Source organism: Paraburkholderia ferrariae NBRC 106233 (assembly GCF_000685035.1).
GTDB lineage: Bacteria > Pseudomonadota > Gammaproteobacteria > Burkholderiales > Burkholderiaceae > Paraburkholderia > Paraburkholderia ferrariae.
This window is the reverse complement of the sequence record NZ_BAYB01000050.1, coordinates 31122-51477: the sequence shown is the minus strand read 5'-3', so window position 1 is coordinate 51477 and position 20356 is coordinate 31122. Positions and strand designations below refer to the sequence as shown.

General features: G+C 67.5%; 20 protein-coding genes. 17 read left to right on the top strand and 3 right to left on the bottom strand.

Annotated features, from left to right (window positions below):
• The first annotated feature begins 177 nt into the window (after positions 1-177).
• The 4 genes from BFE01S_RS33970 to BFE01S_RS33955 all read left to right on the top strand — a co-directional run bounded on the left by BFE01S_RS33970 (position 178) and on the right by BFE01S_RS33955 (position 3092).
• Entirely contained in the window at positions 178-720 is a 543-nt protein-coding gene (locus tag BFE01S_RS33970) for a single-stranded DNA-binding protein (RefSeq protein WP_028229331.1), read from the top strand.
• A gap of 253 nt (positions 721-973) precedes the next feature.
• On the top strand, positions 974-1336 hold the full coding sequence (locus BFE01S_RS41315) for a DUF1493 family protein (RefSeq protein ID WP_042339633.1): 363 nt from the start codon (positions 974-976) through the stop codon (positions 1334-1336).
• Between the two features lie 131 nt (positions 1337-1467).
• On the top strand, positions 1468-2130 hold the full coding sequence (locus tag BFE01S_RS33960; RefSeq protein ID WP_042339630.1) for a helix-turn-helix transcriptional regulator: 663 nt from the start codon (positions 1468-1470) through the stop codon (positions 2128-2130).
• Complete coding sequence (locus tag BFE01S_RS33955; protein ID WP_028229329.1) at positions 2127-3092, top strand: threo-3-hydroxy-L-aspartate ammonia-lyase; 966 nt, start codon at positions 2127-2129, stop codon at positions 3090-3092. Before BFE01S_RS33960 ends, BFE01S_RS33955 begins: the two co-directional genes overlap by 4 nt.
• 67 nt (positions 3093-3159) lie before the next feature.
• Here the strand turns inward: BFE01S_RS33955 and BFE01S_RS33950 are convergent, their stop codons facing one another.
• On the bottom strand, positions 3160-4068 hold the full coding sequence (locus BFE01S_RS33950; RefSeq protein ID WP_028229328.1) for a LysR family transcriptional regulator: 909 nt from the start codon (positions 4066-4068) through the stop codon (positions 3160-3162).
• Between the two features lie 99 nt (positions 4069-4167).
• On the opposite strand from BFE01S_RS33950, the gene BFE01S_RS33945 reads away from it, so the two are divergent.
• The 3 genes from BFE01S_RS33945 (at position 4168) to BFE01S_RS33930 (ending at position 7646) form a co-directional block, all read left to right on the top strand.
• Positions 4168-5496, top strand: a complete 1329-nt coding sequence (locus tag BFE01S_RS33945) for an MFS transporter (RefSeq protein WP_028229327.1) — start codon at positions 4168-4170, stop codon at positions 5494-5496.
• Between the two features lie 672 nt (positions 5497-6168).
• A complete protein-coding gene (locus BFE01S_RS33935; protein ID WP_028229326.1) occupies positions 6169-6603 on the top strand; it encodes a CHRD domain-containing protein in 435 nt (144 codons plus the stop codon).
• Positions 6604-6650: 47 nt separating this feature from the next.
• On the top strand, positions 6651-7646 hold the full coding sequence (locus tag BFE01S_RS33930; RefSeq protein ID WP_028229325.1) for an alpha/beta hydrolase: 996 nt from the start codon (positions 6651-6653) through the stop codon (positions 7644-7646).
• Here BFE01S_RS33930 and BFE01S_RS33925 read toward each other — a convergent pair.
• Positions 7616-8482: an EcsC family protein gene (locus BFE01S_RS33925; protein WP_245621265.1), complete on the bottom strand. Its 867-nt coding sequence runs from the start codon at positions 8480-8482 to the stop codon at positions 7616-7618. The two genes, BFE01S_RS33930 and BFE01S_RS33925, sit on opposite strands and share 31 nt — an antisense overlap.
• Positions 8483-8616: 134 nt before the next feature.
• Here BFE01S_RS33925 and BFE01S_RS33920 point away from each other — a divergent pair, with 134 nt between their 5' ends.
• Positions 8617-10212 (top strand): MFS transporter, encoded by a 1596-nt coding sequence (locus BFE01S_RS33920; protein ID WP_028229323.1) that lies wholly within the window; start codon positions 8617-8619, stop codon positions 10210-10212.
• A 40-nt stretch (positions 10213-10252) separates the two neighbouring features.
• Positions 10253-10732 carry a MarR family winged helix-turn-helix transcriptional regulator gene (locus BFE01S_RS33915; protein WP_028229322.1) on the top strand — a complete coding sequence of 160 codons (480 nt, stop codon included), beginning with the start codon at positions 10253-10255 and terminating at the stop codon, positions 10730-10732.
• 65 nt (positions 10733-10797) lie between these two features.
• Here BFE01S_RS33915 and BFE01S_RS33910 read toward each other — a convergent pair whose 3' ends face one another.
• Positions 10798-12090 (bottom strand): amino acid deaminase, encoded by a 1293-nt coding sequence (locus tag BFE01S_RS33910; RefSeq protein ID WP_028229321.1) that lies wholly within the window; start codon positions 12088-12090, stop codon positions 10798-10800.
• 159 nt (positions 12091-12249) lie between these two features.
• Between BFE01S_RS33910 and BFE01S_RS33905 the strand changes: the two genes are divergently transcribed.
• The 8 genes from BFE01S_RS33905 to BFE01S_RS33870 all read left to right on the top strand — a co-directional run bounded on the left by BFE01S_RS33905 (position 12250) and on the right by BFE01S_RS33870 (position 20344).
• A complete protein-coding gene (locus BFE01S_RS33905; RefSeq protein WP_028229320.1) occupies positions 12250-13200 on the top strand; it encodes a MurR/RpiR family transcriptional regulator in 951 nt (316 codons plus the stop codon).
• An 18-nt stretch (positions 13201-13218) separates the two neighbouring features.
• Positions 13219-14718, top strand: coding sequence for an N-acyl-D-amino-acid deacylase family protein (locus BFE01S_RS33900; protein WP_028229319.1), 1500 nt, complete (start codon positions 13219-13221; stop codon positions 14716-14718).
• A gap of 73 nt (positions 14719-14791) precedes the next feature.
• Positions 14792-15181 carry a RidA family protein gene (locus tag BFE01S_RS33895; RefSeq protein ID WP_028229318.1) on the top strand — a complete coding sequence of 130 codons (390 nt, stop codon included), beginning with the start codon at positions 14792-14794 and terminating at the stop codon, positions 15179-15181.
• 431 nt (positions 15182-15612) lie between these two features.
• The gene (locus tag BFE01S_RS33890; RefSeq protein WP_028229317.1) at positions 15613-16569 is read left to right on the top strand and encodes an IclR family transcriptional regulator; all 957 of its coding nucleotides are present in this window, start codon (positions 15613-15615) and stop codon (positions 16567-16569) included.
• Positions 16566-17606 carry a 2-dehydro-3-deoxygalactonokinase gene (locus BFE01S_RS33885; protein WP_028229316.1) on the top strand — a complete coding sequence of 347 codons (1041 nt, stop codon included), beginning with the start codon at positions 16566-16568 and terminating at the stop codon, positions 17604-17606. The genes BFE01S_RS33890 and BFE01S_RS33885 overlap by 4 nt, the downstream gene beginning before the upstream one ends.
• An 80-nt stretch (positions 17607-17686) precedes the next feature.
• On the top strand, positions 17687-18406 hold the full coding sequence (locus tag BFE01S_RS41310; protein ID WP_042339622.1) for a 2-dehydro-3-deoxy-6-phosphogalactonate aldolase: 720 nt from the start codon (positions 17687-17689) through the stop codon (positions 18404-18406).
• Positions 18403-19182, top strand: a complete 780-nt coding sequence (locus BFE01S_RS33875; protein WP_028229315.1) for an SDR family oxidoreductase — start codon at positions 18403-18405, stop codon at positions 19180-19182. Before BFE01S_RS41310 ends, BFE01S_RS33875 begins: the two co-directional genes overlap by 4 nt.
• A gap of 154 nt (positions 19183-19336) precedes the next feature.
• Positions 19337-20344, top strand: coding sequence for an arabinose ABC transporter substrate-binding protein (locus tag BFE01S_RS33870; RefSeq protein ID WP_028229314.1), 1008 nt, complete (start codon positions 19337-19339; stop codon positions 20342-20344).
• The last annotated feature ends 12 nt before the right edge of the window (positions 20345-20356 follow it).

Here is a 20356-nt window from a genome sequence, read left to right as displayed (position 1 = left end):
TGCATGCTCTGGGCTGGTGTTTTGCTGGCTTATAATCGCGGCCAGTATGAAGGCGCCCGTCAAGCGCGCCTGATATCGGTCGAACAGTTTTCGCGGAGGCGGTCCGCGCGCGGCGACGAACGGCCCGCACGCGCGCCGCGCGGCCGCTCCTCGCAACGGAATACACAGGAGATTTGTATGGCATCCGTGAACAAGGTGATTCTCGTCGGCAATCTCGGCGCCGATCCGGAAGTGCGTTATCTGCCGAGCGGCGACGCGGTGGCCAACATCCGCCTCGCCACGACCGACCGCTACAAGGACAAAGCGTCGGGCGACTTCAAGGAAATGACCGAGTGGCACCGCGTGTCGTTCTTCGGCCGCCTTGCCGAGATCGTCTCGGAGTACCTCAAGAAGGGCTCGTCGGTGTATATCGAAGGCCGTATCCGCACGCGCAAGTGGCAGGCGCAGGACGGCACGGACCGTTATTCGACGGAAATCGTCGCTGACCAGATGCAGATGCTGGGCGGCCGCAGCGGCGGCGCCTCGATGGGCGGCGGCGACATGGGCGACGACGGCGGCTACAGCCGTCAACCGGCCGAGCAGCGCGGCGGCGGCCGTGCGGCGGGTGGCGGTGGCGGTGGCGGTGCGCCGCGCGCGAGCGGCGGCGGCAGTGGTGGCGGCCGTTCGAACGCGCCGGCTGGCGGCGGTTTCGACGAGATGGATGACGATATTCCGTTCTAACCAGAACCTGCTGATCGGCTGTTAAATCCGGGCCGGAAAACTAAACGTAATCAAATGGTTACGTTCGGTTTATCCGGCCTTCTTCTTTTGTATCTGCGTGATAGGCGGAACCGCGGATGTCGCGTTAAATTTTGGGGCCATCCGACACGGGGTTAGTCTCAGGAGAACGGATACCGCTGCCGACGTGGGAATAACCGGATACAAAACAGTCGTGAAATACAACCGACGTGTGGAAGCAGGAGGACCGACTGTAATGGACGATGCGTGGCTTCAACTCCAGCGGTTTATACGTGAAGTACGCGCTCCCGGAGCGTTCAACATAGACGAACAACTAACCCGGGATATGGATCTCTACCATGACCTCGATTGGGAGCCGCCCAAAATCGTGACGGCCATGCGGGCATGGGGCGAGCGTTTCCACGTAGATCTGCGGGACTTCGACGTTGCCTGCTATGTACCGTCAGCGAACATGCGCAAGCGCGAGGTATTGCTGGCTGCGCTCAAGTCACCGTTCAGTGCAAAGGCGCGCGAATCGCTCGGTGGGCACTCCCTGACCCTGGGGATGCTGGAGGCAGCGATGAAGCGAGGATGGTGGGAGCGGGACCCGGCGCTGTAAATAACGCCTGCTGCCTCCCACTAGTGAGAAGTCGGTTGCGTCGGTTGCGCCGGTTGCTATTGGCACGTTGTGAGTAGAGGGCCCGCCCTCCAGAAATTGACATTTTGTCGTAAACCGTCAAAATGTCACTCATGGCCAAACCCGCCCACCCTCATCCGTCCGCCCGCGAAAACCAGCTCCTCCTGCGCGAGGGGCGCAAGATCGTCGAGGCGCTTGGCCAGACGCTCGCGCCGCTCGTCGAGGTAGTGCTGCACGATCTCGCCAAGCCGGAGCATTCCGTCGTCGCGATCGCGAACAACCTGTCCGGTCGGCAGGTCGGCGACGCCGCCACCGAACTGGGCCTCGCGCGCATTACCGACCCAGGCTTTCCCGAGGTCGTGCCGAATTATCCCAACACGTTTCCAGATGGCCGTCCGGTGAAGAGCACCTCGATCGGCCTGAAGAACACCGCGGGCGAGTACGTCGCGGCGATCTGCCTGAACATGGATGTCTCGCTGCTCGGCGCCGTGACGGCGGGCCTCGGCCAGCTCATGCGCACCGGCGCGGCGGCGCCGGTGGCCGAATCGCTCGGCCCGCGCGCGAGCGAGGATGTGCGCAGCGCGCTCGAACGCTTTGCCGCCGCGCGCAACACCACGCCCATCGGCATGACGCTCGCGCAGCGCCGCGAAGCGGTGCGCGAGCTTGCCGAAAGCGGCCATCTCAACCTGCGCCACGCGCTGGCCGAAGTGGCGCGCACGCTGGGCGTCGCGCGTTCGACCGTCTACACCTACCTGCCCACGGAAGACCGATCATGAGTACCCTGCCGATTTCCTTCGAAGACGTCGTCGCCGCGCACGAGCGCATTCGCGGCATCGCCCATCGCACGCCGGTGCTGACCTCCACCACGGCCAACGAACGCACGGGCGCCGAGCTTTTCTTCAAGTGCGAGAGCTTCCAGCGCATGGGCGCGTTCAAGTTCCGCGGCGCCTACAACGCCATCGCGCAGTTCACGCCCGAGCAGAGGGCGGGCGGCGTGATCACGTTCTCGTCGGGCAACCACGCGCAGGCCATTGCGCTTTCGGCGAAGCTGCTGGGCGTGAAGGCCGTGATCGTGATGCCGAACGACGCGCCGGCCATCAAGGTCGAGGCGACGCGCGGCTACGGCGGCGAGGTGATCTTCTACGACCGCTACACGGAAGACCGCGAAGCGCTGGGCAAGCGTCTCGCGGCGGAGCGCGGGCTCACGCTCATTCCGCCCTACGATCATCCGCACGTGATGGCCGGGCAGGGCACCGCAGCCAAGGAACTCTTCGAGGAAGCGGGGGCGCTCGACATGCTGTTCGTGCCGCTGGGCGGCGGCGGCCTGCTCTCCGGCTGCGCGACCGCGGCGCACGCGCTCGCGCCGGCCTGCACGGTGATCGGCGTGGAGCCCGAGGCGGGCAACGACGGTCAGCGCAGTCTGCGGACGGGCGCGATCGTGCATATCGAAACGCCGAAAACGCTCGCCGACGGCGCACAAACGCAGCACCTGGGCAACGACACCTTCGCGGTGATCCGCGAGCGCGTGCGCGAGATCGTTACGGTGAGCGACGCCGAACTCGTCGAAGCGATGAAGTTCTTCGCGAGCCGCATGAAGATCGTGGTCGAACCCACCGGTTGCCTCGCAGCCGCCGCCGTGCTCTCGCAAAAGCTGGACGTGCGCGGCAAGCGCGTGGGGATCGTCATCTCGGGCGGCAACGTCGATCTGCAGCGCTTCGCGGAGCTTACCGGCAACTGATAGGAACTGACCGGGCGAGGGCGCCGGGACCGGCGCCCGCTTATCCGCGTCCCGGTCCCCGCGGCGCTCAGCCGAGCAGATCGGCAAGCGCCGCGCGTGCGTTGGTGACGTGCTCGGCTTCGCCGGGCCGCGCGGGCAGCAGATGGAATTCGGCGGCGGGCAGTGCGGGCAGCCCGAGCGAGGCCGGGCATGGGAGCAGCCCCGCCCCCAGCGACGATTCGTTCAGACACGAAATCCCGAGCCCCGCCTTCAGCGCAAGTTGCAGCCCGGCCACGCCCGAAGCCGAGTGCGAGATCAGGTAGGGAATCCGCTTCGCGTCCAGCAGCTTCACGACATAGCGCTGCAACTGGCACGTGGAGGGCAGCAGCACGAGCGGAAACGGCGGCGCGGGCGGTCCGTCTTCGCGCAGCGTCTGCGTGGCGCCCACCCAGACGAGCTTCTCGCGGCGCACCACCGTGCTGCGTCCCGTCATGCCGCCGGCGTCGGCGCCCGTGGCGTGGCGCTTCGCGGAATCGTCCACGATGCGCAGCGACAGGCCGATGTCGTAGGCGTTGTCGTCGATGCTGCCGTCGATCACGGCGCTCGGCAAGACCGTCACGTGCAGGCGCAGCCGCGGATGCTGGCTCGCGAAGCGCCGCAGGATCTCCGCCACGTCGTGCGGCCGGTAGTAGTCGGTGATGGCGAGGCGCAGTTCGCCGTCGAGCGAGCGCCCGAGCATGTCGTCGTAGGCGGCGTCGCAGAGGGCGACGATGCGGCGCGCGTGCTCGAGCAGCTTCGCGCCGGCCGGGGTGGCCGCGACGCCTTGCTTGCTGCGCGTGAAGAGCGGCTGCCCGATGCGCTCTTCGAGCTTCTTCAACTGCTCGCTCACCGACGACTGCGAGAGGAACACGCGCTCCGCCCCGCCCGACACGCTGCCCGCTTCCGTGACGGCGATGAAGGTCCGAAGCTGCGCCAGATCGAAACCACGTGCATTCATGATTCGGAATTTCCGATTTGATTGATTGGAATTTCCTGCTTTTCCGATAGATGCTGCGCTCGTACGATGCCTTCAGTCAATCTTTTTCTGGAGGCTGTCATGAAGCGCATTACGGTTCGCGGTGCTGGCCACCGCTGGAAGGTACTGGGTGTCGGCGTTGCCGCCAATGCCAGCTTTGCCGCGGCATTCGCCGGCATTCCCGCGACGGCGGTGCTGTTGCGTTCGGATTACCGGATCGGCAACGGCGAACTGGGTTTCGTGCTCGGCATGCTGGGCCTTGGCATCGTGTTGAGCGAATTGCCGTGGGGGCTGCTCACCGACCGCTGGGGCGACCGGCGCGTGCTGCTCACGGGCCTCGGTGCGACCGCGGCGGCGTTGCTCGCGATGGCCTGCTGGGGATCGCCCGAGGGCGCGCGGGTGCCCGCCGTCGCGACGCTGGCGGCAGGCTTGCTCGCCATCGGACTGCTGGGCGGCAGCGTCAACGGTTCGAGCGGGCGGGCGGTGATGGTGTGGTTCAGTGCCGGCGAGCGCGGCCTTGCCATGAGCATTCGCCAGACCGCGGTGCCGACGGGCGCGGGCATCGGCGCGCTGCTGCTTCCGGTCGTGGCGATGCACGCGGGGTTCGCGTGGGTGTACGCCGTCCTGGCGGCCATGTGTCTGTTGTCTGCATTCCTTACCATTATCTGGCTGCATGAGCCCGAAGCGGCGGACCATGCAGACGGGGCGCCGAATCCGGTGAATCCGGCGAATCCGACGATGGCGGCAGCGCGTGCCGTTTCCCCGTTGCGCAGCATGCCCGTGTGGCGCGTGGTGCTGGGCATGGCGGCGCTGTGCATGCCGCAGGTGGCCGTGCTCTCGTTTGCGAGCATCTTCTTGCACGACGTGGGGCACGCGGGCACGGTGGCGGTCAGCGCGACCCTCGCAACGGTGCAGGGCGGCGCTGCGGTCATGCGCGTGTGGAGCGGCCGCTGGACCGACCGTCACGGCAACCGTCACGCCTACCTGCGCGCCTGTGCGGCGATCACCGTCGTACTGTTCGCGCTGCTGGCCGCGCTCACGGCATGGACGGGGCACGGCGCGCGCGATGCGGCGGCATTCATCGTGCCGCTGACCGTGCTGCTGGTCCTGGGCGGCGTTAGCGCGTCGGCCTGGCACGGTGTCGCATTTACCGAGCTCGCGACGCTGGCCGGCAACGGGCGCGTTGGCACGGCGCTCGCAATGGGCAACACGGGGGCGTTCATCGCCTTCTGGGTGGCGCCTTCTGCGATTCCCCTGCTGCTGTCCGCGTTCGCGTGGCCCGCGGTGTGGGTCGCGGCCGCCGCATGTGCCGCCCTGGCGTGGCGGGTCTTTCCTGGTGCGTGTGCTTCGCCGGTTCCGCGCACGACGGCTGCACAGGAACGGAGGGCGCCTTCGCGGGCGGCGGTATAGGCGCTTGTTGTCGGGAGGGGGCGGTTCCGAAAGTCCGCGATTACGGAGCCGCCCGAAGGCAACGGGATGAAATCAGGCGAGCTTGTAATTGAATGGCATAACTTATTAAATAGACGATCTGGGCAATTGGAGGCGGACGCGTTACTGTGCCGCGCGGCACCTGCCCCTTGCGTCGTGCCGATCCGGGTGCCGGGTCTCGGCTGGCGAAGCGAGGGCTCGGCCTGCAGGAGACCTGGCGCCGTCACATGAACCGTCACACGGCGGCACGATTCCAGGCCGATATCGAAAAGCCCATCGCAATGCTTGCCTGCGCAGTGAATTCGCTGCCATGATCGGCGTTCCGGCTGCCGGAAGCAGGCGAAAAAAAAACGCGGCCGAAGCCGCGTTCAAGCTTGGAGACCCTTCGATGAAGAGTCACTTCTCGCACTTCGTAGGTTAGTCACTGTCTCGAAAAAAATCGAGACAAAAACCATCAATTAACTATTACGGGAAGTGTCGGTAATCAATGCGGAAGATGCGCTTTGACTATCTCGAAGCGCGCCGCTCCCGCTTTGCCTTTCGACAGGCTTCCCGTCACGGAAGGCATCGGACGCCAACCGGGGATTTGCTCTAGCATGTGGGTGCGCCGCGTCGGCCAGACGATGCAGCGCACCACAACAACGGAGAATTCTCATGATTGCCCTTCGTCCGCTGCAGTTCGCTCTCGCCCTGTGTGTTCTCGCTTCGAGTGCCGCTTTCGCCGACACCGTCGCGCTCAAGGCCAATCTCCAGCCGTCCAGCGAAGTCCCGCCGCGCGTGAGCCACGGCCATGGCGAGCTCGACGCCACCTACGACACGTCCACCAAGTCGCTGCGGTGGACCATCACTTACGCCGACCTGTCGAGCCCCGTGACAGCCGCTCACTTCCACGGCCCCGCGCCTGTCGGGCAGAACGCGAAGGTGCAGGTGCCGATCGGCAAGTCCGATCTGGCGAGCCCGATCAAGGGGGCGGCCACGCTCGACGACAAGCAGGCCGCCGATCTCATGGCCGGCCAGTGGTACTTCAATATTCATACGGAGCAGAATCCGTCCGGCGAAATTCGCGGCCAGGTGTTGCCGGCCAACTGATGGGGCTGCACGGGCGTCTTGCCCCTGGCGCGTGAGAGGGCGGGCCGATGAGCTGGCAAAACAGGCTGATCTGCTGGTATTTGCGGCGCTACTTTCTGCCCGCCACGCGCGCACCGGTCGATGTCGCGGGCGTGCGGGCGCGCACGGCGCAGCGGGTGTGGTCGCCGCGCCCACCCGCCGGTTTCGATCTGCGCGAGCGCTACGCCGCCGGCGATGCGCCTTTGCGCGGCGAATGGCTCGTACGCAGGGCGCAAGCGCCCGGTGAACCGCGCAGTGAAGTCCGCGATGAAGCCCGCACGATCCTCTACCTGCACGGCGGCGGCTACTACTTCTGCTCGCCGCAAACGCATCGCGCGATCACGTTCGGCCTCGCCCACCGGGCCGGGGCCGACGTGTTTTCGCTCGACTACCGTCTTGCGCCCGAGCATCCGTTTCCGGCGGCGCTCGACGACGCGCTGGCCGCGTATCGCCAGCTAGTGGCGAGCGGACACCGCCCGGCATCGATCGTGATCGCCGGCGATTCGGCGGGCGGCGGTCTCGCGCTCGCCGCGCTCGTCGCGCTGCGCGACGCGGGCGACGCGTTGCCCGCCGGCGCCGTGCTCTATTCGCCGTGGACCGACCTGGCATCGACAGGCGCCTCGATCCGGACCAACGACGGACGCGATCCCATGTTCTGCGGCGAAGTGTTTGCCCGCGTCGCGCCGCTTTATCTCGGCACGCAGAGCGCGACGCATCCCTATGCGTCGCCGGTGTATGCCGATCTGCGCGGTCTGCCGCCGCTGTTCATACTGGCGGGCAGCACGGAAACGCTGCTCGACGACACGCTGCGCGTGGCCGGGCAGGCCCGTGCCGCCGGCGTGAGCGTGGAGTGCGAGATCGGCCCCGGTCTGCCGCACGTCTGGCCCATCTTCGCGCCGTTCATGCCGGAGGCCCGGCGCGCACTCGACCAGACCGCGCGCTTCGTGCGCCGCGTCACCGGCGCGGCAAGCGTCGCCGGATCGCGGCCCGGCCCTCAGTCGAGCGAGACGTCGATCGCATCGTAGGCCGCGTGCACGGCAGCCTCGCCGTAGCGGCGTTCGAGCCGGCGCACGGTGAAGTGGCCGTGGGCGACGTGCTGGAAGTGGTCGATGAACACGGTGTTGACCATCGCGCCCAGCACGGCGCCAATCGCCGGAATCGATTTGGCGGCCACCTGTTTGCTCACCTGTACCGAGAAGCGCGCAGCGATGGTTTGCATGAGCTTGAGCAGCGCCGCCGATCCGTGCGCGGCGAAGCCCTTCGTCGCCATTTCCGACGACGCCTTCGACACCGCCTGCGCGAGCGCGCCGCGCACGATGAAATAGCCGAAGTCGGCTTCGTCGTCGGCCGTCGAGCGGCCGCCCATGCCGAAGACGGTCAGGCATTGCAGTTGCGTGTCCGGGTGCGCGAGATCCTCGCCCTCGCTGCGCGCGACGTCGCAGATCGAGCGGAACATCAGCGTGGTCGTCACCGGCAGTTCCACGGGCAGCGCGAAGAAGCCGAACGCGCCGCCGGCGGCGCCCGTGGTCGCAACGGCGAACTTGTGCAGCAGATTGTTCGGCCTGGCTACCGACGCCCCGGCTTCTCCGGCGGCGCCATGGCCGCCTTTGCCGAGCGTTTTCAGCGCGATCTGCAGGCATTTGCGCAGGGCCGCCTGGGTGGCCTCGTTCACCTTGTCGCTGGCGAGCGCGGGCAGCCGCTCGATCATCTTCTCCACGGGGGCGCCGACGATGGCGGCCAGCTTCATGCCGAGCGGCGGGCTTTCTAGCTCGTGCTTCGCGTGCCGCAGCGCGGCCAGATCGGCTTCGGAAAGGGTCCCGGCCATGCCCGGGATGCCGGTGGTGTCGGGCTGTGTCCCCATAAATCTCCCGGTGGCGATGCGTGGGTTTCGGACCGGGCGGCCGGCGCGCTGGCTGCCCTGAGCGCCCAGTGTAGAGGATTGCGCCATGCTATGATGTTAATTCTTTGACGAGTCAACTGTTGCTGGATCAAAAAATGGCCGTTCATACTGCCGCCCACCATTCAAGCGGGCAGGTTCTGCCGTTCCGGGAGTCGCTGCTCGCGATGCTCGGCGTTTCCTTCGTGACCATGCTGGTCGCGCTCGATCAGACCGTTGTCGGCACCGCGCTGCCCACCATCGTCGCCGAACTGCACGGCTTCGAGCTTTACGCGTGGGTCGCCACGTCGTATCTGCTCACCTCGGTCATCACCGTGCCCATCTTTGGCCGGCTCGGCGACTACTACGGGCGCAAGCCGTTCGTGATCGCCTCGATCGTCGTCTTCACGGGCGCCTCCGTTCTGTGCGGCGCGGCCAACAGCATGTTGTTCCTCGTGATCGCGCGCGGCCTGCAGGGCATCGGCGGCGGCATGCTGGTGGGGACCGCGTTTGCCTGCATCCCCGACCTCTTTCCCGATTCCGTCGTGCGGCTGCGCTGGCAGGTGCTCATGAGTTCCGCATTCGGCATTGCCAACGCGGTGGGGCCTTCGCTGGGCGGCTTTCTCACGCAGTATTGCGGCTGGCGCTCCGTCTTTTACGTGAACCTGCCGGTCGGGCTCCTCTCGCTCTTCTTCGTCTGGCGCTATCTGCCGCATTTGCGCCACGTCGTCCACGAGACGCGCATGCGCCTCGACTGGCCCGGCGCGCTTCTCATCGCCGTCGCGCTCGGCTGCCTGCAGCTTTTCGTCGAATTGCTGCCGCGGCACGGCCTGACGTTCTCCGCGCTGGGGCTGCTCGCTGCGGCCGTCGCGGCCGCGTGGGCGCTGTGGCAGTGGGAGCGGCGCTGCGAGCAGGCGATCCTGCCCGTCGATATGTTCCGCAACCCGAGTCTGAACGCGCTCTTCACGCTGGCCGTGCTCGGCGGGTTCACGATGTTTTCGCTGCTCTTCTACGCGCCGCTGCTGTTCCAGGGCGGCTTCGGCATGTCGCCGAAGGAGGCGGGCGTCGTCATCACGCCGCTGGTGGTGTTCATCACGATCGGCAGCATTGCGAATGGCCGCATCGTTTCGCGCATCCGCAATCCCAATCTCATGCTCTATATCGGCTTCGCGATGATCGCGGCCGCGTGTTTCGCCGTGGTGATCGCAACGCGCAGCACGCCCCGCTCGCTCCTGCTGACGCTGATGATCCTGGGCGGCCTCGGGCTCGGCTTCGTGATGCCCAACCTCACCGTGTTCGCGCAGCAGACGGCGGGCCGCGAGCACCTGGGCATCGCGACGGCGCTGCTGCAATCGCTGCGGATGATCGGCGGGATGATGGGCACGGCGCTCACCGGCACGCTCGTCACGTACCTGTACGGGCGCGGCGTGCGCAGCGCGCTCGACGCCGATCACGCCACCCGCTGGCTGCCGCAACTGGCCGATCCGCAGATCCTCATCAACCGCGACGCGCAGGCCGCGCTGCTCGGCGACCTCGCGCATGCGGGGCACAACGGCGCGGCGCTGCTGGAGGCGGCGCGCGAGGCGCTCGTGGGCGCGATTCACCTGGGCATTGCGGTGGCGGCGGCGATTGCACTGGTGTCGATCTGGCAGACTCGCCGGGTGCCGCCCATCAAGCTGCACCGCAAGGTCGAACCCATTGTCCACGCGGACTGACGGCCGGCTCGCACTCGACTGCTCTCACTCGAAACACGCTATGGATACTCAGGACCGCATCGCCATCGTCCAGCAGTTCGGCCGGACCTACCGCACCTTCATGGCGGCGTTCGAGGCCCAGGTGGGCATGCCGATGCCGCGCTGGCGCATCCTGCTCGCGCTCTACGACCAGGCGGGCGAGTCGTCGCAAAAGCGCCTCGTCGAGCGCCTGCGCGTGGACCCGGGCGCGCTCACGCGGCAACTGAAGGCGCTGGAATCGCTCGGCTGGATCGCGCGCAGCGCGGACCAGCGCGACAACCGCATCACGAACGTGCGGTTGACCGAAAGCGGCCGCGCGGCCACCGAAGCGAGCCTGCCGCGCCGCAACGCGTTTCTGGACATCACGATGTCGCTGCCCGACGAGGCGCTCACCGCGCTCTCAGGCGCGCTGCGCATGATGGAGGAGCGCATCGGCGAGTCTTGCGCCGCGCCGGCCCAAAGTCAGGAGCGCCAGGAGCGCCAGGCGAGCGGCCGCGCCTGAGCGGGCGGTTCCGGCAACCGGCGCGGAGCGCCGCATCGGGCGGCGCCTCGGGGCGAACGGAAGAATCAGAAGAACGTCTCGATCACTTCCTTCACGCGATACGACGGATCGACCAGCAGCACCTGGCGCCACTTGTCGAACGTAAGGCAAGGGTGCGAGATGTCGAAGCCGATCATGTCGCCCACCTGGATATCGGCGCCTGCGGGAATCTGCAGGTAGGCGTGCTGATCCATCATCTGGAACACTTCCCAGCCTTCGCTCGCCGCGATCTCGCGCGGTGCCGCGCCGGCCTTGCCGTCGCGCGAGGGGCGGTAGTGGCGCGAGGGCTCGGGGAAGCCGGCGTCGAAGGCCGCATCGCGCTTGCCGAAACCGACGATCGCGCGGCCCGGCTCCGGAATCGACTGCACGTAGGCCCAAAGCTGCAGCGCGGGCAACAGCGCTACGCCCATTTCGCGCGCCACCGGATTGCGCGTGAGGATCTGCGACTGCGCCTGCTTGTAGACGCCCACGTCGTGCGTCACGTAGCAGCCCGGGCGCAGCACGACATCGATCACGCCGGCTTCGGAGGATGGCGCGAACTCTTCCGCCACCACGTCGTACCAGGCCGAACCCGCGCCCGAAAGCAGCGCGGGCGTGCGCGCGAAGCGGCCTTGCGCGGCGAGTTCCTTCGTCACGTTGATGGCATCGCGCAGGAAGGTGCGCACTTCGCTTTCTTCCTTCAGGATACCTTCATAAATCTCGACGCCCGCGAGCTTGAGCGAGTCGGGATAGCGGCCGATCGCCTCGACCACGGCGCGGCGCGTTTCGGCATCGCGCACGCCGGTGCGCCCGCGCGGCACGCCCAGTTCGAGCAGCACGTTCAGCGTGCGCCGGGCCGAGCCGAAGAACTCGCCCAGTTGTTCGACGCCTGCCACCGAATCGACGAGGCAGAAGAACTCGAAGTCGGGATCGGAGAGCAGTTCGGCGATCATCGTCATGTTCTGGCGGCCCACCAACTGATTGGCCATCAGCACGCGCAAGATGCCGCCACGGTACGCGGCGCGCGTCTGGTGCGCGGTCGCGAGCGTGATGCCCCAGGCGCCCGTTTCGATCTGGCGGCGAAAGAGTTGCGGCGCCATGGTGGTCTTGCCGTGCGGCGCGAGCTTCACGCCATAGCGGGCGACGAAATCCTGCATCCATTTCAGGTTGTGCTCGACACGGTCTTCGTAGAGCACGGCGGCGGGCAGGCTCACGTCTTCGTTCAGCAGATTCCATTCGAACCGTCCGGCGTCGATGAGCTGCACGCTCGTGCCGGGCACGTTGCCAAGACCCTTGCTGTACGGGTCGATCGTCGCCCCCTGATAGTTTGTAACTTTCATTTCCATTCGCTCCATTGCGCTTCTGGCTGATGGTTTGGCATTGACCGGGAGATAGTACACAAAGTACCATCTCCGCGTGAATTGTTATTTACTAACAAAGCCCGGCCGTGTTTCCTCCGGATTGGCGGCCGGCCCGGTGATCGTCTTTCGTCCGTCCCCATGAACTCAGCCGCCGAACCCGGTGCATTTGCCGGCCGATTCGATATCGTGGCACGCATTGCGGGCTGTGTGCCTGCGCTGCGCCCGGCCGAGCGCGAAGTCGCCGCGCTGATTCTCGACGATCTCGCGGGCGCCGCGCGCGCGAGCATCGGCGAACTCGCGCAGCGCGCCGGCGTGAGCGTGGCATCCGTCACGCGTTTTGCCAAGGCCGTAGGCTGCGCCGATGTGCGCGAACTGAAGCTGCGCATCGCGCAGGCCGCGGCGGTGGGCGAGCGCTTCCTGCGCGGCGGCGCGGCGGGCCGCGCGCGCGGCGCCGGCAAGCGCAGTGCAGCAAAGCGCAGCCCGGAAGCCGCGCCGCACTCGCTTGCCACGCGCGTCTACGACGAAATCGAGGAGGCGCTCGCGCGCAATCACGAATTGCTGCGCCAGGCGCCGCTTGCCGAGGCCGCTGCCGCGCTCGCGGGCGCCCGCATGATCTACGTGTTCGGCATGGGCGGCGGCTCCACGGCGCTGGCCGACGAAATGCGCTTTCGCCTCGTGCGGCTCGGCCGGCCGGTCGCGTCGTATCAGGACAGTTTGCTGCAGCGCATGGTGGCGAGCACGATGTCGCCCGAGTGCGTGGTGGTCGCGCTTTCCGTGACGGGGCGCGTGCCCGAGCTGCTCGACAGTTGCCGGGTGGCGCGCGACTACGGCGCGAAGGTGATCGCGCTCACGGCGCCCGCCTCGCCGCTTGCCGCGCTCGCCGACTGGCTCGTGCCGATCGTCGCGAGCGAAACCGATTTCATCTACAAGCCGTCGTCGTCGCGCTACGCCATGATGATGGCGCTCGACGTGCTCGTGACCGAACTGGCGCTGACGCAGCCCGAGGCAACCCGCGAGCTGCTGCGCCGCATGAAACATACGCTCGACGCGCACCGCGGCGGCGGCGAGCGCCAGCCGCTCGGCGATTGAGTTCCAGAGGAGACATTCATGCATTCGCACCCTGAAGCCGCAGATACGCTGATTGTCGGCGCCATGCTTTACGACGGCACCGGCGCGCCGCCCGTCGAACGCGACGTGGCCGTGCGCGACGGCCGCATCGCGGCGATCGGCAATCTCTCGAACTGGCTGGCCGAGGAGGTGATCGAGGCGAACGGGCGCGCGCTCGCGCCGGGCTTCATCGACGTCCACACCCACGACGACACGCACGTGATCCGCTCGCCGCAAATGCTGCCGAAGATCAGCCAGGGCGTGACGACGGTGATCGTCGGCAACTGCGGCATCAGCGCTTCGCCGGTGACGCTCAAGGGCGACCCGCCCGACCCGATGAACCTGCTGGGCGAGCGCGACGCGTTCCGCTATCCCACCTTCGCCGCCTATGTCGATGCGGTGAATGCGGCGCAGCCGGCCGTAAACGTCGGCGCGCTGATCGGCCATACGGCGCTGCGCAACAACCACATGGACAACCTCAAGCGGGCCGCCACGGCGGGCGAAGTCGCGGGCATGCGCGAGCAGCTCGAAGAGGCGCTCGCACATGGCGCGCTGGGGTTGTCGACGGGCCTCGCCTACGGCTCCGCCTACGATGCCTCGACCGAAGAGGTCGCCACGCTGGCCGAGCCGCTCGCGGCGGCCGGCGCGCTCTACACGACGCACATGCGCACCGAGTTCGATGCGATTCTCGACGCCATGAACGAGGCGTATCACATCGGTCGCCACGCGCGCGTGCCGGTGATCATCTCGCACCTCAAATGCGCGGGCCCTTCGAATTGGGGGCGCAGCACCGAAGTGCTGGCGTCGCTCGAGGGCGCGCGCAAGTATCAGCCGGTCGGCTGCGACTGCTACCCGTACAGCCGCAGTTCTTCGACCCTCGACCTCAAGCAGGTAACGGGCGACATCGACATCACGATCACCTGGTCCACGCCGCATCCGGAGCAGGCGGGCAAGCTCATCAAGGACATCGCCGCGGAGTGGGGCGTCTCGCAGCAGGAGGCGGGCAAGCGCCTGCAGCCGGCGGGCGCGGTGTATCACAACATGTCCGAGGACGACGTGCGCCGCATCCTCTCGCACCCGGCGACGATGGTGGGATCGGACGGTCTGCCGAACGACCCGCTGCCGCATCCGCGCCTGTGGGGCGCGTTTCCGCGCGTGCTCGGGCACTACGCGCGCGACGCGGCGCTGATCCCGCTCGAAGAGGCGGTGCGCAAGATGACGAGCCTTTCCGCGCGCCGCTTCGGCCTCGCGCAGCGCGGCGAGGTGCACGTGGGCTGGCACGCCGACCTCGTGCTGTTCGATCCGGCCACGGTGCGCGACACCGCGACGTTCGACAAGCCGCAGCAGGTGGCGGACGGCATCGATGCGGTGTGGGTGAACGGCGTGCTGTCGTATCGCGACGGCACGCCCACCGGCGAGCGCGCGGGCCACTTCGTGGCGCGCGGCGCGCGCAACGCGGCGGCGGACGCGGAAGCCGCCGCCGAAGCCTCAGCATTCTGAATCAAACCCGAATTTTGACCCTCGGCGTGCCAGTCGCGTACTGCGCGCCGAACGATCTGCAAGGAGCAAAACGATGAAACGAATTGGAGCGGAAGGCGGCAAGGGCCAGGGCGGACAGCATCTGCCGTTCGCGCGTGCCGTGGAAGCGGACGGCTGGCTGTATGTCTCCGGCCAGACGCCGATGGAAGGCGGCGAGGTGATCAACGGCGGCATCGTCGAGCAGTCGCACAAGGCCATCCAGAATCTGTTCGCTATCCTGAAGGAAGCCGGTTATGGCGCGGAGCACGTGGTGCGCTGCGGCGTGTGGCTGGACGATGCGCGCGATTTCCAGTCGTTCAACAAGGTCTTCCGCGAATACTTCGGCGAACATCCGCCGGCGCGCGCCTGCGTGCAGTCGAGCATGGTGGTGGACTGCAAGGTCGAGGTGGACTGCGTGGCTTACAAGGCGCCCGCAGGGAGGTAAGCGCATGGTCCCCGGGATGGGGGCGGCGCGAGGCGGTACGCGAAGGCGGTTCCCGAAAGGGGACCGCCTTTTTGTTTGGCGGGAACCGGGGCGCAGGCGCTCGTGGTCAGCCAGACACGGCATTCCCAATATATGAGCACTACATTCACATATTGGAGATCTCGAAAAAACAGACCTACAATCCAGACCAACCGGAAAGCGTCTTCATCGCCGCGCCCCGGCTATCGACAAAGACGAGCCTGCCGCCCGCGGCAAGCCACACAAGATTCGGAGACATCGCCATGAACCTGCCAGCGTTGGGCGCTGCGCCGCCCAGGCCGATCCGCCGCGCTTTCGCGCCCCGTTGCGCCTTGTGCCAGGGCTCCCGCGGCGTCTGACGACGCGCGGTCCGTTTCCCGAATCCGACCTTTTCGCTCCTTCATCGCCCCGCCATGACCAAAGCGATGTCCAACTCACTCGCCGCGAGCCTGCCCGACGCGGATGCCGATACCGCCGATACCGCCGACGCCGGTCCCGAGAATGTCAAGGCCGCCGCGCAAAAGCCGCGCGCCGGCAACGACGAGATCGGCCTGCCGGGGACGCTCCTCGACGGCTCCACGCAGGCTGGCACGCAAACCCTGCTGCGCGGTCTCGCCATCCTCGAAGCCGCCGCGGCCGGCGTGCGCGACCTGCGCTCGTTCGGCGCGGTGCTCGGCACCACGCGCAGCACGACCCACCGTCTCGTTTCCAGCCTCGTGCAGGCGCGCTACCTGCGCCAGGTCCAGGGCGGCTACCTGCTCGGCCCGAAGCTGATCGAACTCGGCACCATCGCGCTCGAGCAGATGCCGCTCACGGCCGTTGCCCGCACGCACCTGCAGGCGCTCGCCGAGGCCACGCTCGACACGATTCACCTGGGCGTGCGCGACGGCGACGACGTGCTCTATATCGACAAGATTCCCGGCCAGCGCGGCCTCGAAATGCGCTCGCGCGTGGGGCACCGCATGCCGCTCGCTTCGACGGGCATCGGCAAGGCCATGATGCTTGACCTCGAGCCGCCCTCGTGGCGCGCCTTGTTCGACGCTTCGCGCCGCACGCTCGCGGGCGTGAGCTTTCGCCCCGACCACAGTCTCGACCCGGATACCTTCATGAGGCGCATGGCGACCTATTCGGCAGGCGGCTACACCTTCGATCTGGAGGAGAACGAAATTTCCATCCGCTGCGTGGCGGCGCCGGTGCGCGACGCGTCGGGGGCGATCGTCGCGGCGCTTTCGGTGGCGAGCACGATTCCGTACATGCCGCTCGAACGCATGGACGAGCTGATTCCCGTCGTGCAGCGCGAAGCGCGCGCGATTTCCCAGGAGCTCGGCTGGCGCGCTCCGCAACCGGCCACGCGCAGGATTCGCCGATGAAGGCACAGGAGAAAGGCGCAACGCTCGCTCAGGGCGCGCCGGACATGGCCGCGCGCGCCGCGCTGATCGCCCTCGACTGGGGCACGACGTCGCTGCGCGCCTATCTGTTCGATGCAGCGGGCGAGGTGCTGGCCACGCGCGTTTCCACGGCCGGGATCATGAACCTGCCGGTTCCCGCGGAAGCCGGCGGGTTCGATGCCGCGTTCGACGAAGCGTGCGGCATCTGGCTCGCCGCGGCTCCCTCGCTGCCCGTGCTGGCGGCGGGCATGGTGGGCAGCGCGCAGGGCTGGGTGCAGGCGCCCTATGTCGAAACGCCGGCGAGCGCCGATGCGTTGGTGGCGGGCATTGTGCGGGTGCGCACGGCGGGCGGCGTCGAGCTCGCGGTCGTGCCGGGCGTGCTGGAACAGGGGGCGCTTCCGAACGTGATGCGCGGCGAGGAAACCCAGGTTTTTGGTGCGCTGCGCAGTGCCGGGGCGCCGGAAGACGCCCAGACGGCGCTGATCGGCCTGCCTGGCACGCACGCGAAATGGGTGGTGGTGGAGGGCGGGCGCATCGCGCGCTTCTACACCTTCATGACGGGCGAGGTGTACGCGGCGCTTACGGCCCATACGATTCTGGGCCGCACGATGAAGCACCCCGTCGATCCGGATACGCCCGCGTTCGTGCGCGGCGTGAACGTGGCGCGCGAGCACGGCAGCGCGGGTCTGCTGGCGACAGCATTCAGCGCCCGCACGCTGGGCCTGACGGGCCAGCTCGCCGCCGACGAGCAGCCCGACTATCTCTCGGGCCTCGTGATCGGTCATGAATTGCTGGGGCTGGAGGCCTCCCTCGCGCGACGCGATGTGTCGCTGGCCGCGTGCGCGCCGCAGTTGATTGGCACCGATGCGCTCTGCGAGCGCTATCGGCTCGCGCTGGAGCAGTTCGGCTGCAAGGGCGCGCGGCTCGCGCATCGGGCGACCGAGCACGGACTGTGGCACATCGCGGTGAAGGCGGGCCTCGTCGTGCCGAAAGCACCCGTGCCGCCCGTCGCCCAATGAGCGCGCGCTTGAGCCGACCTGAGCCGACCTGAGCCGAAGTGAAGCGACATGAACCGAGCAACCGAATCCCGGAATACGATATGGAATCCGAACTGAATCTGCCCGCTCCCTACACGCCGCATCCGGGGTTCGTGGCGGCGTTCGCCGCTTGCCGGATGGTCGCCATCGTGCGCGGCATCACGCCCGCCGAAGCCGCCGATCACGGCCGCGCGCTCTATGACGCGGGCTTTCGCCTGATCGAAGTGCCGCTCAATTCGCCGGCTCCGCTCGACAGCATTGCGGCGCTGCGCGCGGCGCTTCCCGCCGATGCGATGGTGGGCGCCGGCACGGTCCTCACCACAGCGCGCGTGCGCGACGTAAAGAGCGCGGGCGGCGAACTGATCGTGATGCCGCACGCCGACACCGACGTGATACTCGCCGCGAAGCTGCAAGGCATGGCGTGCGTGCCGGGCGTCGCCACGCCGACCGAAGCTTTCGCCGCGCTCACGCATGGCGCCGACGCGTTGAAGATGTTTCCGGCCGAGCAACTGGGACCGGCCGTGACGAAGGCATGGCGCGCGGTGATTCCGGCTGTGGTGCCGCTCCTGCCGGTGGGGGGCGTGACGCCCGAGAACATGGGGCCGCAGCTTGCCGCGGGCGCGAGCGGCTTCGGACTTGGCTCCGCGCTCTACAAGCCGGGCCAGGACGTGGCCGCCACGCGTGCGCATGCGGAGGCATTCATCGCAGGCTGGCGCGCGACGCAAGACGCATTGGCGAGTGTAAAGAGCGCAAAGAACGCGAACGCGGGAGCCGGGGCATGAACCGTCTGGCGGGCAAGGTCGCACTCGTGACCGGCGCCGGCCGCGGCATCGGCGCGGCGATCGCGCGTGCGTTCGTGGCGGAAGGCGCGGCGGTGGTGCTCGCGGAACTCGAAGGCGCGACGGCGCAGGCAACGGCACGCGAAATCGCCGCGCAGCATGACGCAGCGAAGGTGCTGGCCGTGCCGACCGACGTGACCCAGGCCGCCTCGGTGCGCGCAGCCGTGGACGAGGCCGCGCGCGCATTTGGCCCGGTGGACGTGCTCGTGAACAACGCCGGCATCAACGTGTTTGCCGACCCGCTCACGATGACCGACGACGACTGGCGCCGCTGCTTCGCCGTCGATCTGGACGGCGTGTGGAACGGCTGCCGCGCGGTGCTGCCGGGCATGGTCGAGCGCGGCGCGGGCAGCATCGTGAACATTGCGTCCACGCACGCGTTCCAGATCATTCCGGGCTGCTTTCCCTACCCGGTGGCCAAGCATGGCGTGCTGGGCCTCACGCGCGCGCTCGGCATCGAATACGCGCCGCGGAACGTACGGGTGAACGCCATCGCGCCGGGCTACATCGAAACGCAGCTCACGCGCGACTGGTGGGATTCGCAGCCCGACCCGAAAGCGGCGCGCCTCGAGACGCTGGCGCTTTCGCCGATGAAGCGCATTGGCCGCCCGGAGGAGGTGGCGATGACGGCGGTGTTTCTCGCCTCGGACGAAGCACCGTTCATCAACGCAAGCTGCATTACGATCGACGGGGGGCGCACGGCGCTCTACCACGATTGAGGGAGTCCGGAAAGTCGTAAAGGAGTCCATAGCAATACGCAGCAGTCAGCACGAATACGCAGGAATCCGCCGAAGCGCTGGCCGCGCGCATCGGCGGGGAGAAGAAGAGGCGGCCTACCCTTCCAGTGAATGAAGAAGACAGGAGACTGACACCATGCAACGACGTATCTTTTTGACGCTGATGGCTGCCGCGGTTGCCGCGAGCGCGTCGCTCGTAGAGGCGCCCATCGCGCAGGCCGCCGATCAGGTCAAGATCGGCTTTCTCGTGAAGCAACCCGAGGAGCCGTGGTTCCAGGACGAATGGAAGTTCGCCGAAATGGCGGCCAAGCAGGACGGCTTCACGCTCGTGAAGATCGGCGCGCCCTCGGGCGAGAAGGTGATGAGCGCAATCGACAACCTGGCCGCGCAAAAGGCCCAGGGCTTCATCATCTGCACGCCTGACGTCAAGCTCGGGCCGGGCATCGTCGCCAAGGCCAAGGCCGACAACCTGAAGATGATGACGGTGGACGACCGTCTCGTCGACGGCGCGGGCAAGCCGATCGCGTCGGTGCCGCACATGGGCATTTCGGCCTACAACATCGGCAAGCAGGTGGGTGACGGCATTGCCGCCGAAATCAAGAAGCGCGGTTGGGACATGAAGGACGTGGGCGCCATCGACGTGACCTACGAACAACTGCCTACGGCGCATGACCGCACGACCGGCGCGACCGACGCGCTGGTGGCCGCCGGCTTCCCGAAGGCGAACGTGATCGAGGCGCCGCAGGCGAAGACCGACACGGAAAACGCCTTCAACGCCGCGAACATCGCGCTCACGAAGAACCCGCAGTTCAAGCACTGGGTGGCCTACGGCCTGAACGACGAAGCCGTGCTGGGCGCCGTGCGCGCAGCGGAAGGCCGCGGCTTCAAGGCCGACAACATGATCGGCATCGGCATCGGCGGTTCGGACTCGGCGCTCAACGAGTTCAAGAAGCCGCAGCCCACGGGCTTCTACGGCACCGTGATCATCAGCCCGAAGCGCCACGGCGAGGAAACCTCGAACCTGATGTACGCGTGGATCACGCAAGGCAAGGAGCCGCCGCTTCTCACGCTGACGACGGGCATGCTGGCCACGCGCGACAACGTGAACCAGGTGCGCGAGCAGATGGGTCTCGCGTCGAAGTAAGCGCTTGAACCC

What these genes read in the sequence shown, in the direction of transcription:
- BFE01S_RS33900 (WP_028229319.1), top strand. Translation starts at nt 13,219, where the DNA reads ATGCATTCGCACCCTGAAGCCGCAGATACGCTGATTGTCGGCGCCATG.
- BFE01S_RS33925 (WP_245621265.1), bottom strand. Translation starts at nt 8,482, where the DNA reads ATGGGGACACAGCCCGACACCACCGGCATCCCGGGCATGGCCGGGACC.
- BFE01S_RS33870 (WP_028229314.1), top strand. Translation starts at nt 19,337, where the DNA reads ATGCAACGACGTATCTTTTTGACGCTGATGGCTGCCGCGGTTGCCGCG.
- BFE01S_RS33955 (WP_028229329.1), top strand. Translation starts at nt 2,127, where the DNA reads ATGAGTACCCTGCCGATTTCCTTCGAAGACGTCGTCGCCGCGCACGAG.
- BFE01S_RS33945 (WP_028229327.1), top strand. Translation starts at nt 4,168, where the DNA reads ATGAAGCGCATTACGGTTCGCGGTGCTGGCCACCGCTGGAAGGTACTG.
- BFE01S_RS33970 (WP_028229331.1), top strand. Translation starts at nt 178, where the DNA reads ATGGCATCCGTGAACAAGGTGATTCTCGTCGGCAATCTCGGCGCCGAT.
- BFE01S_RS33920 (WP_028229323.1), top strand. Translation starts at nt 8,617, where the DNA reads ATGGCCGTTCATACTGCCGCCCACCATTCAAGCGGGCAGGTTCTGCCG.
- BFE01S_RS33930 (WP_028229325.1), top strand. Translation starts at nt 6,651, where the DNA reads ATGAGCTGGCAAAACAGGCTGATCTGCTGGTATTTGCGGCGCTACTTT.
- BFE01S_RS33910 (WP_028229321.1), bottom strand. Translation starts at nt 12,090, where the DNA reads ATGAAAGTTACAAACTATCAGGGGGCGACGATCGACCCGTACAGCAAG.
- BFE01S_RS33915 (WP_028229322.1), top strand. Translation starts at nt 10,253, where the DNA reads ATGGATACTCAGGACCGCATCGCCATCGTCCAGCAGTTCGGCCGGACC.
- BFE01S_RS33905 (WP_028229320.1), top strand. Translation starts at nt 12,250, where the DNA reads ATGAACTCAGCCGCCGAACCCGGTGCATTTGCCGGCCGATTCGATATC.
- BFE01S_RS33895 (WP_028229318.1), top strand. Translation starts at nt 14,792, where the DNA reads ATGAAACGAATTGGAGCGGAAGGCGGCAAGGGCCAGGGCGGACAGCAT.
- BFE01S_RS33875 (WP_028229315.1), top strand. Translation starts at nt 18,403, where the DNA reads ATGAACCGTCTGGCGGGCAAGGTCGCACTCGTGACCGGCGCCGGCCGC.
- BFE01S_RS41315 (WP_042339633.1), top strand. Translation starts at nt 974, where the DNA reads ATGGACGATGCGTGGCTTCAACTCCAGCGGTTTATACGTGAAGTACGC.
- BFE01S_RS33950 (WP_028229328.1), bottom strand. Translation starts at nt 4,068, where the DNA reads ATGAATGCACGTGGTTTCGATCTGGCGCAGCTTCGGACCTTCATCGCC.
- BFE01S_RS33885 (WP_028229316.1), top strand. Translation starts at nt 16,566, where the DNA reads ATGAAGGCACAGGAGAAAGGCGCAACGCTCGCTCAGGGCGCGCCGGAC.
- BFE01S_RS33960 (WP_042339630.1), top strand. Translation starts at nt 1,468, where the DNA reads ATGGCCAAACCCGCCCACCCTCATCCGTCCGCCCGCGAAAACCAGCTC.
- BFE01S_RS41310 (WP_042339622.1), top strand. Translation starts at nt 17,687, where the DNA reads ATGGAATCCGAACTGAATCTGCCCGCTCCCTACACGCCGCATCCGGGG.
- BFE01S_RS33935 (WP_028229326.1), top strand. Translation starts at nt 6,169, where the DNA reads ATGATTGCCCTTCGTCCGCTGCAGTTCGCTCTCGCCCTGTGTGTTCTC.
- BFE01S_RS33890 (WP_028229317.1), top strand. Translation starts at nt 15,613, where the DNA reads ATGACCAAAGCGATGTCCAACTCACTCGCCGCGAGCCTGCCCGACGCG.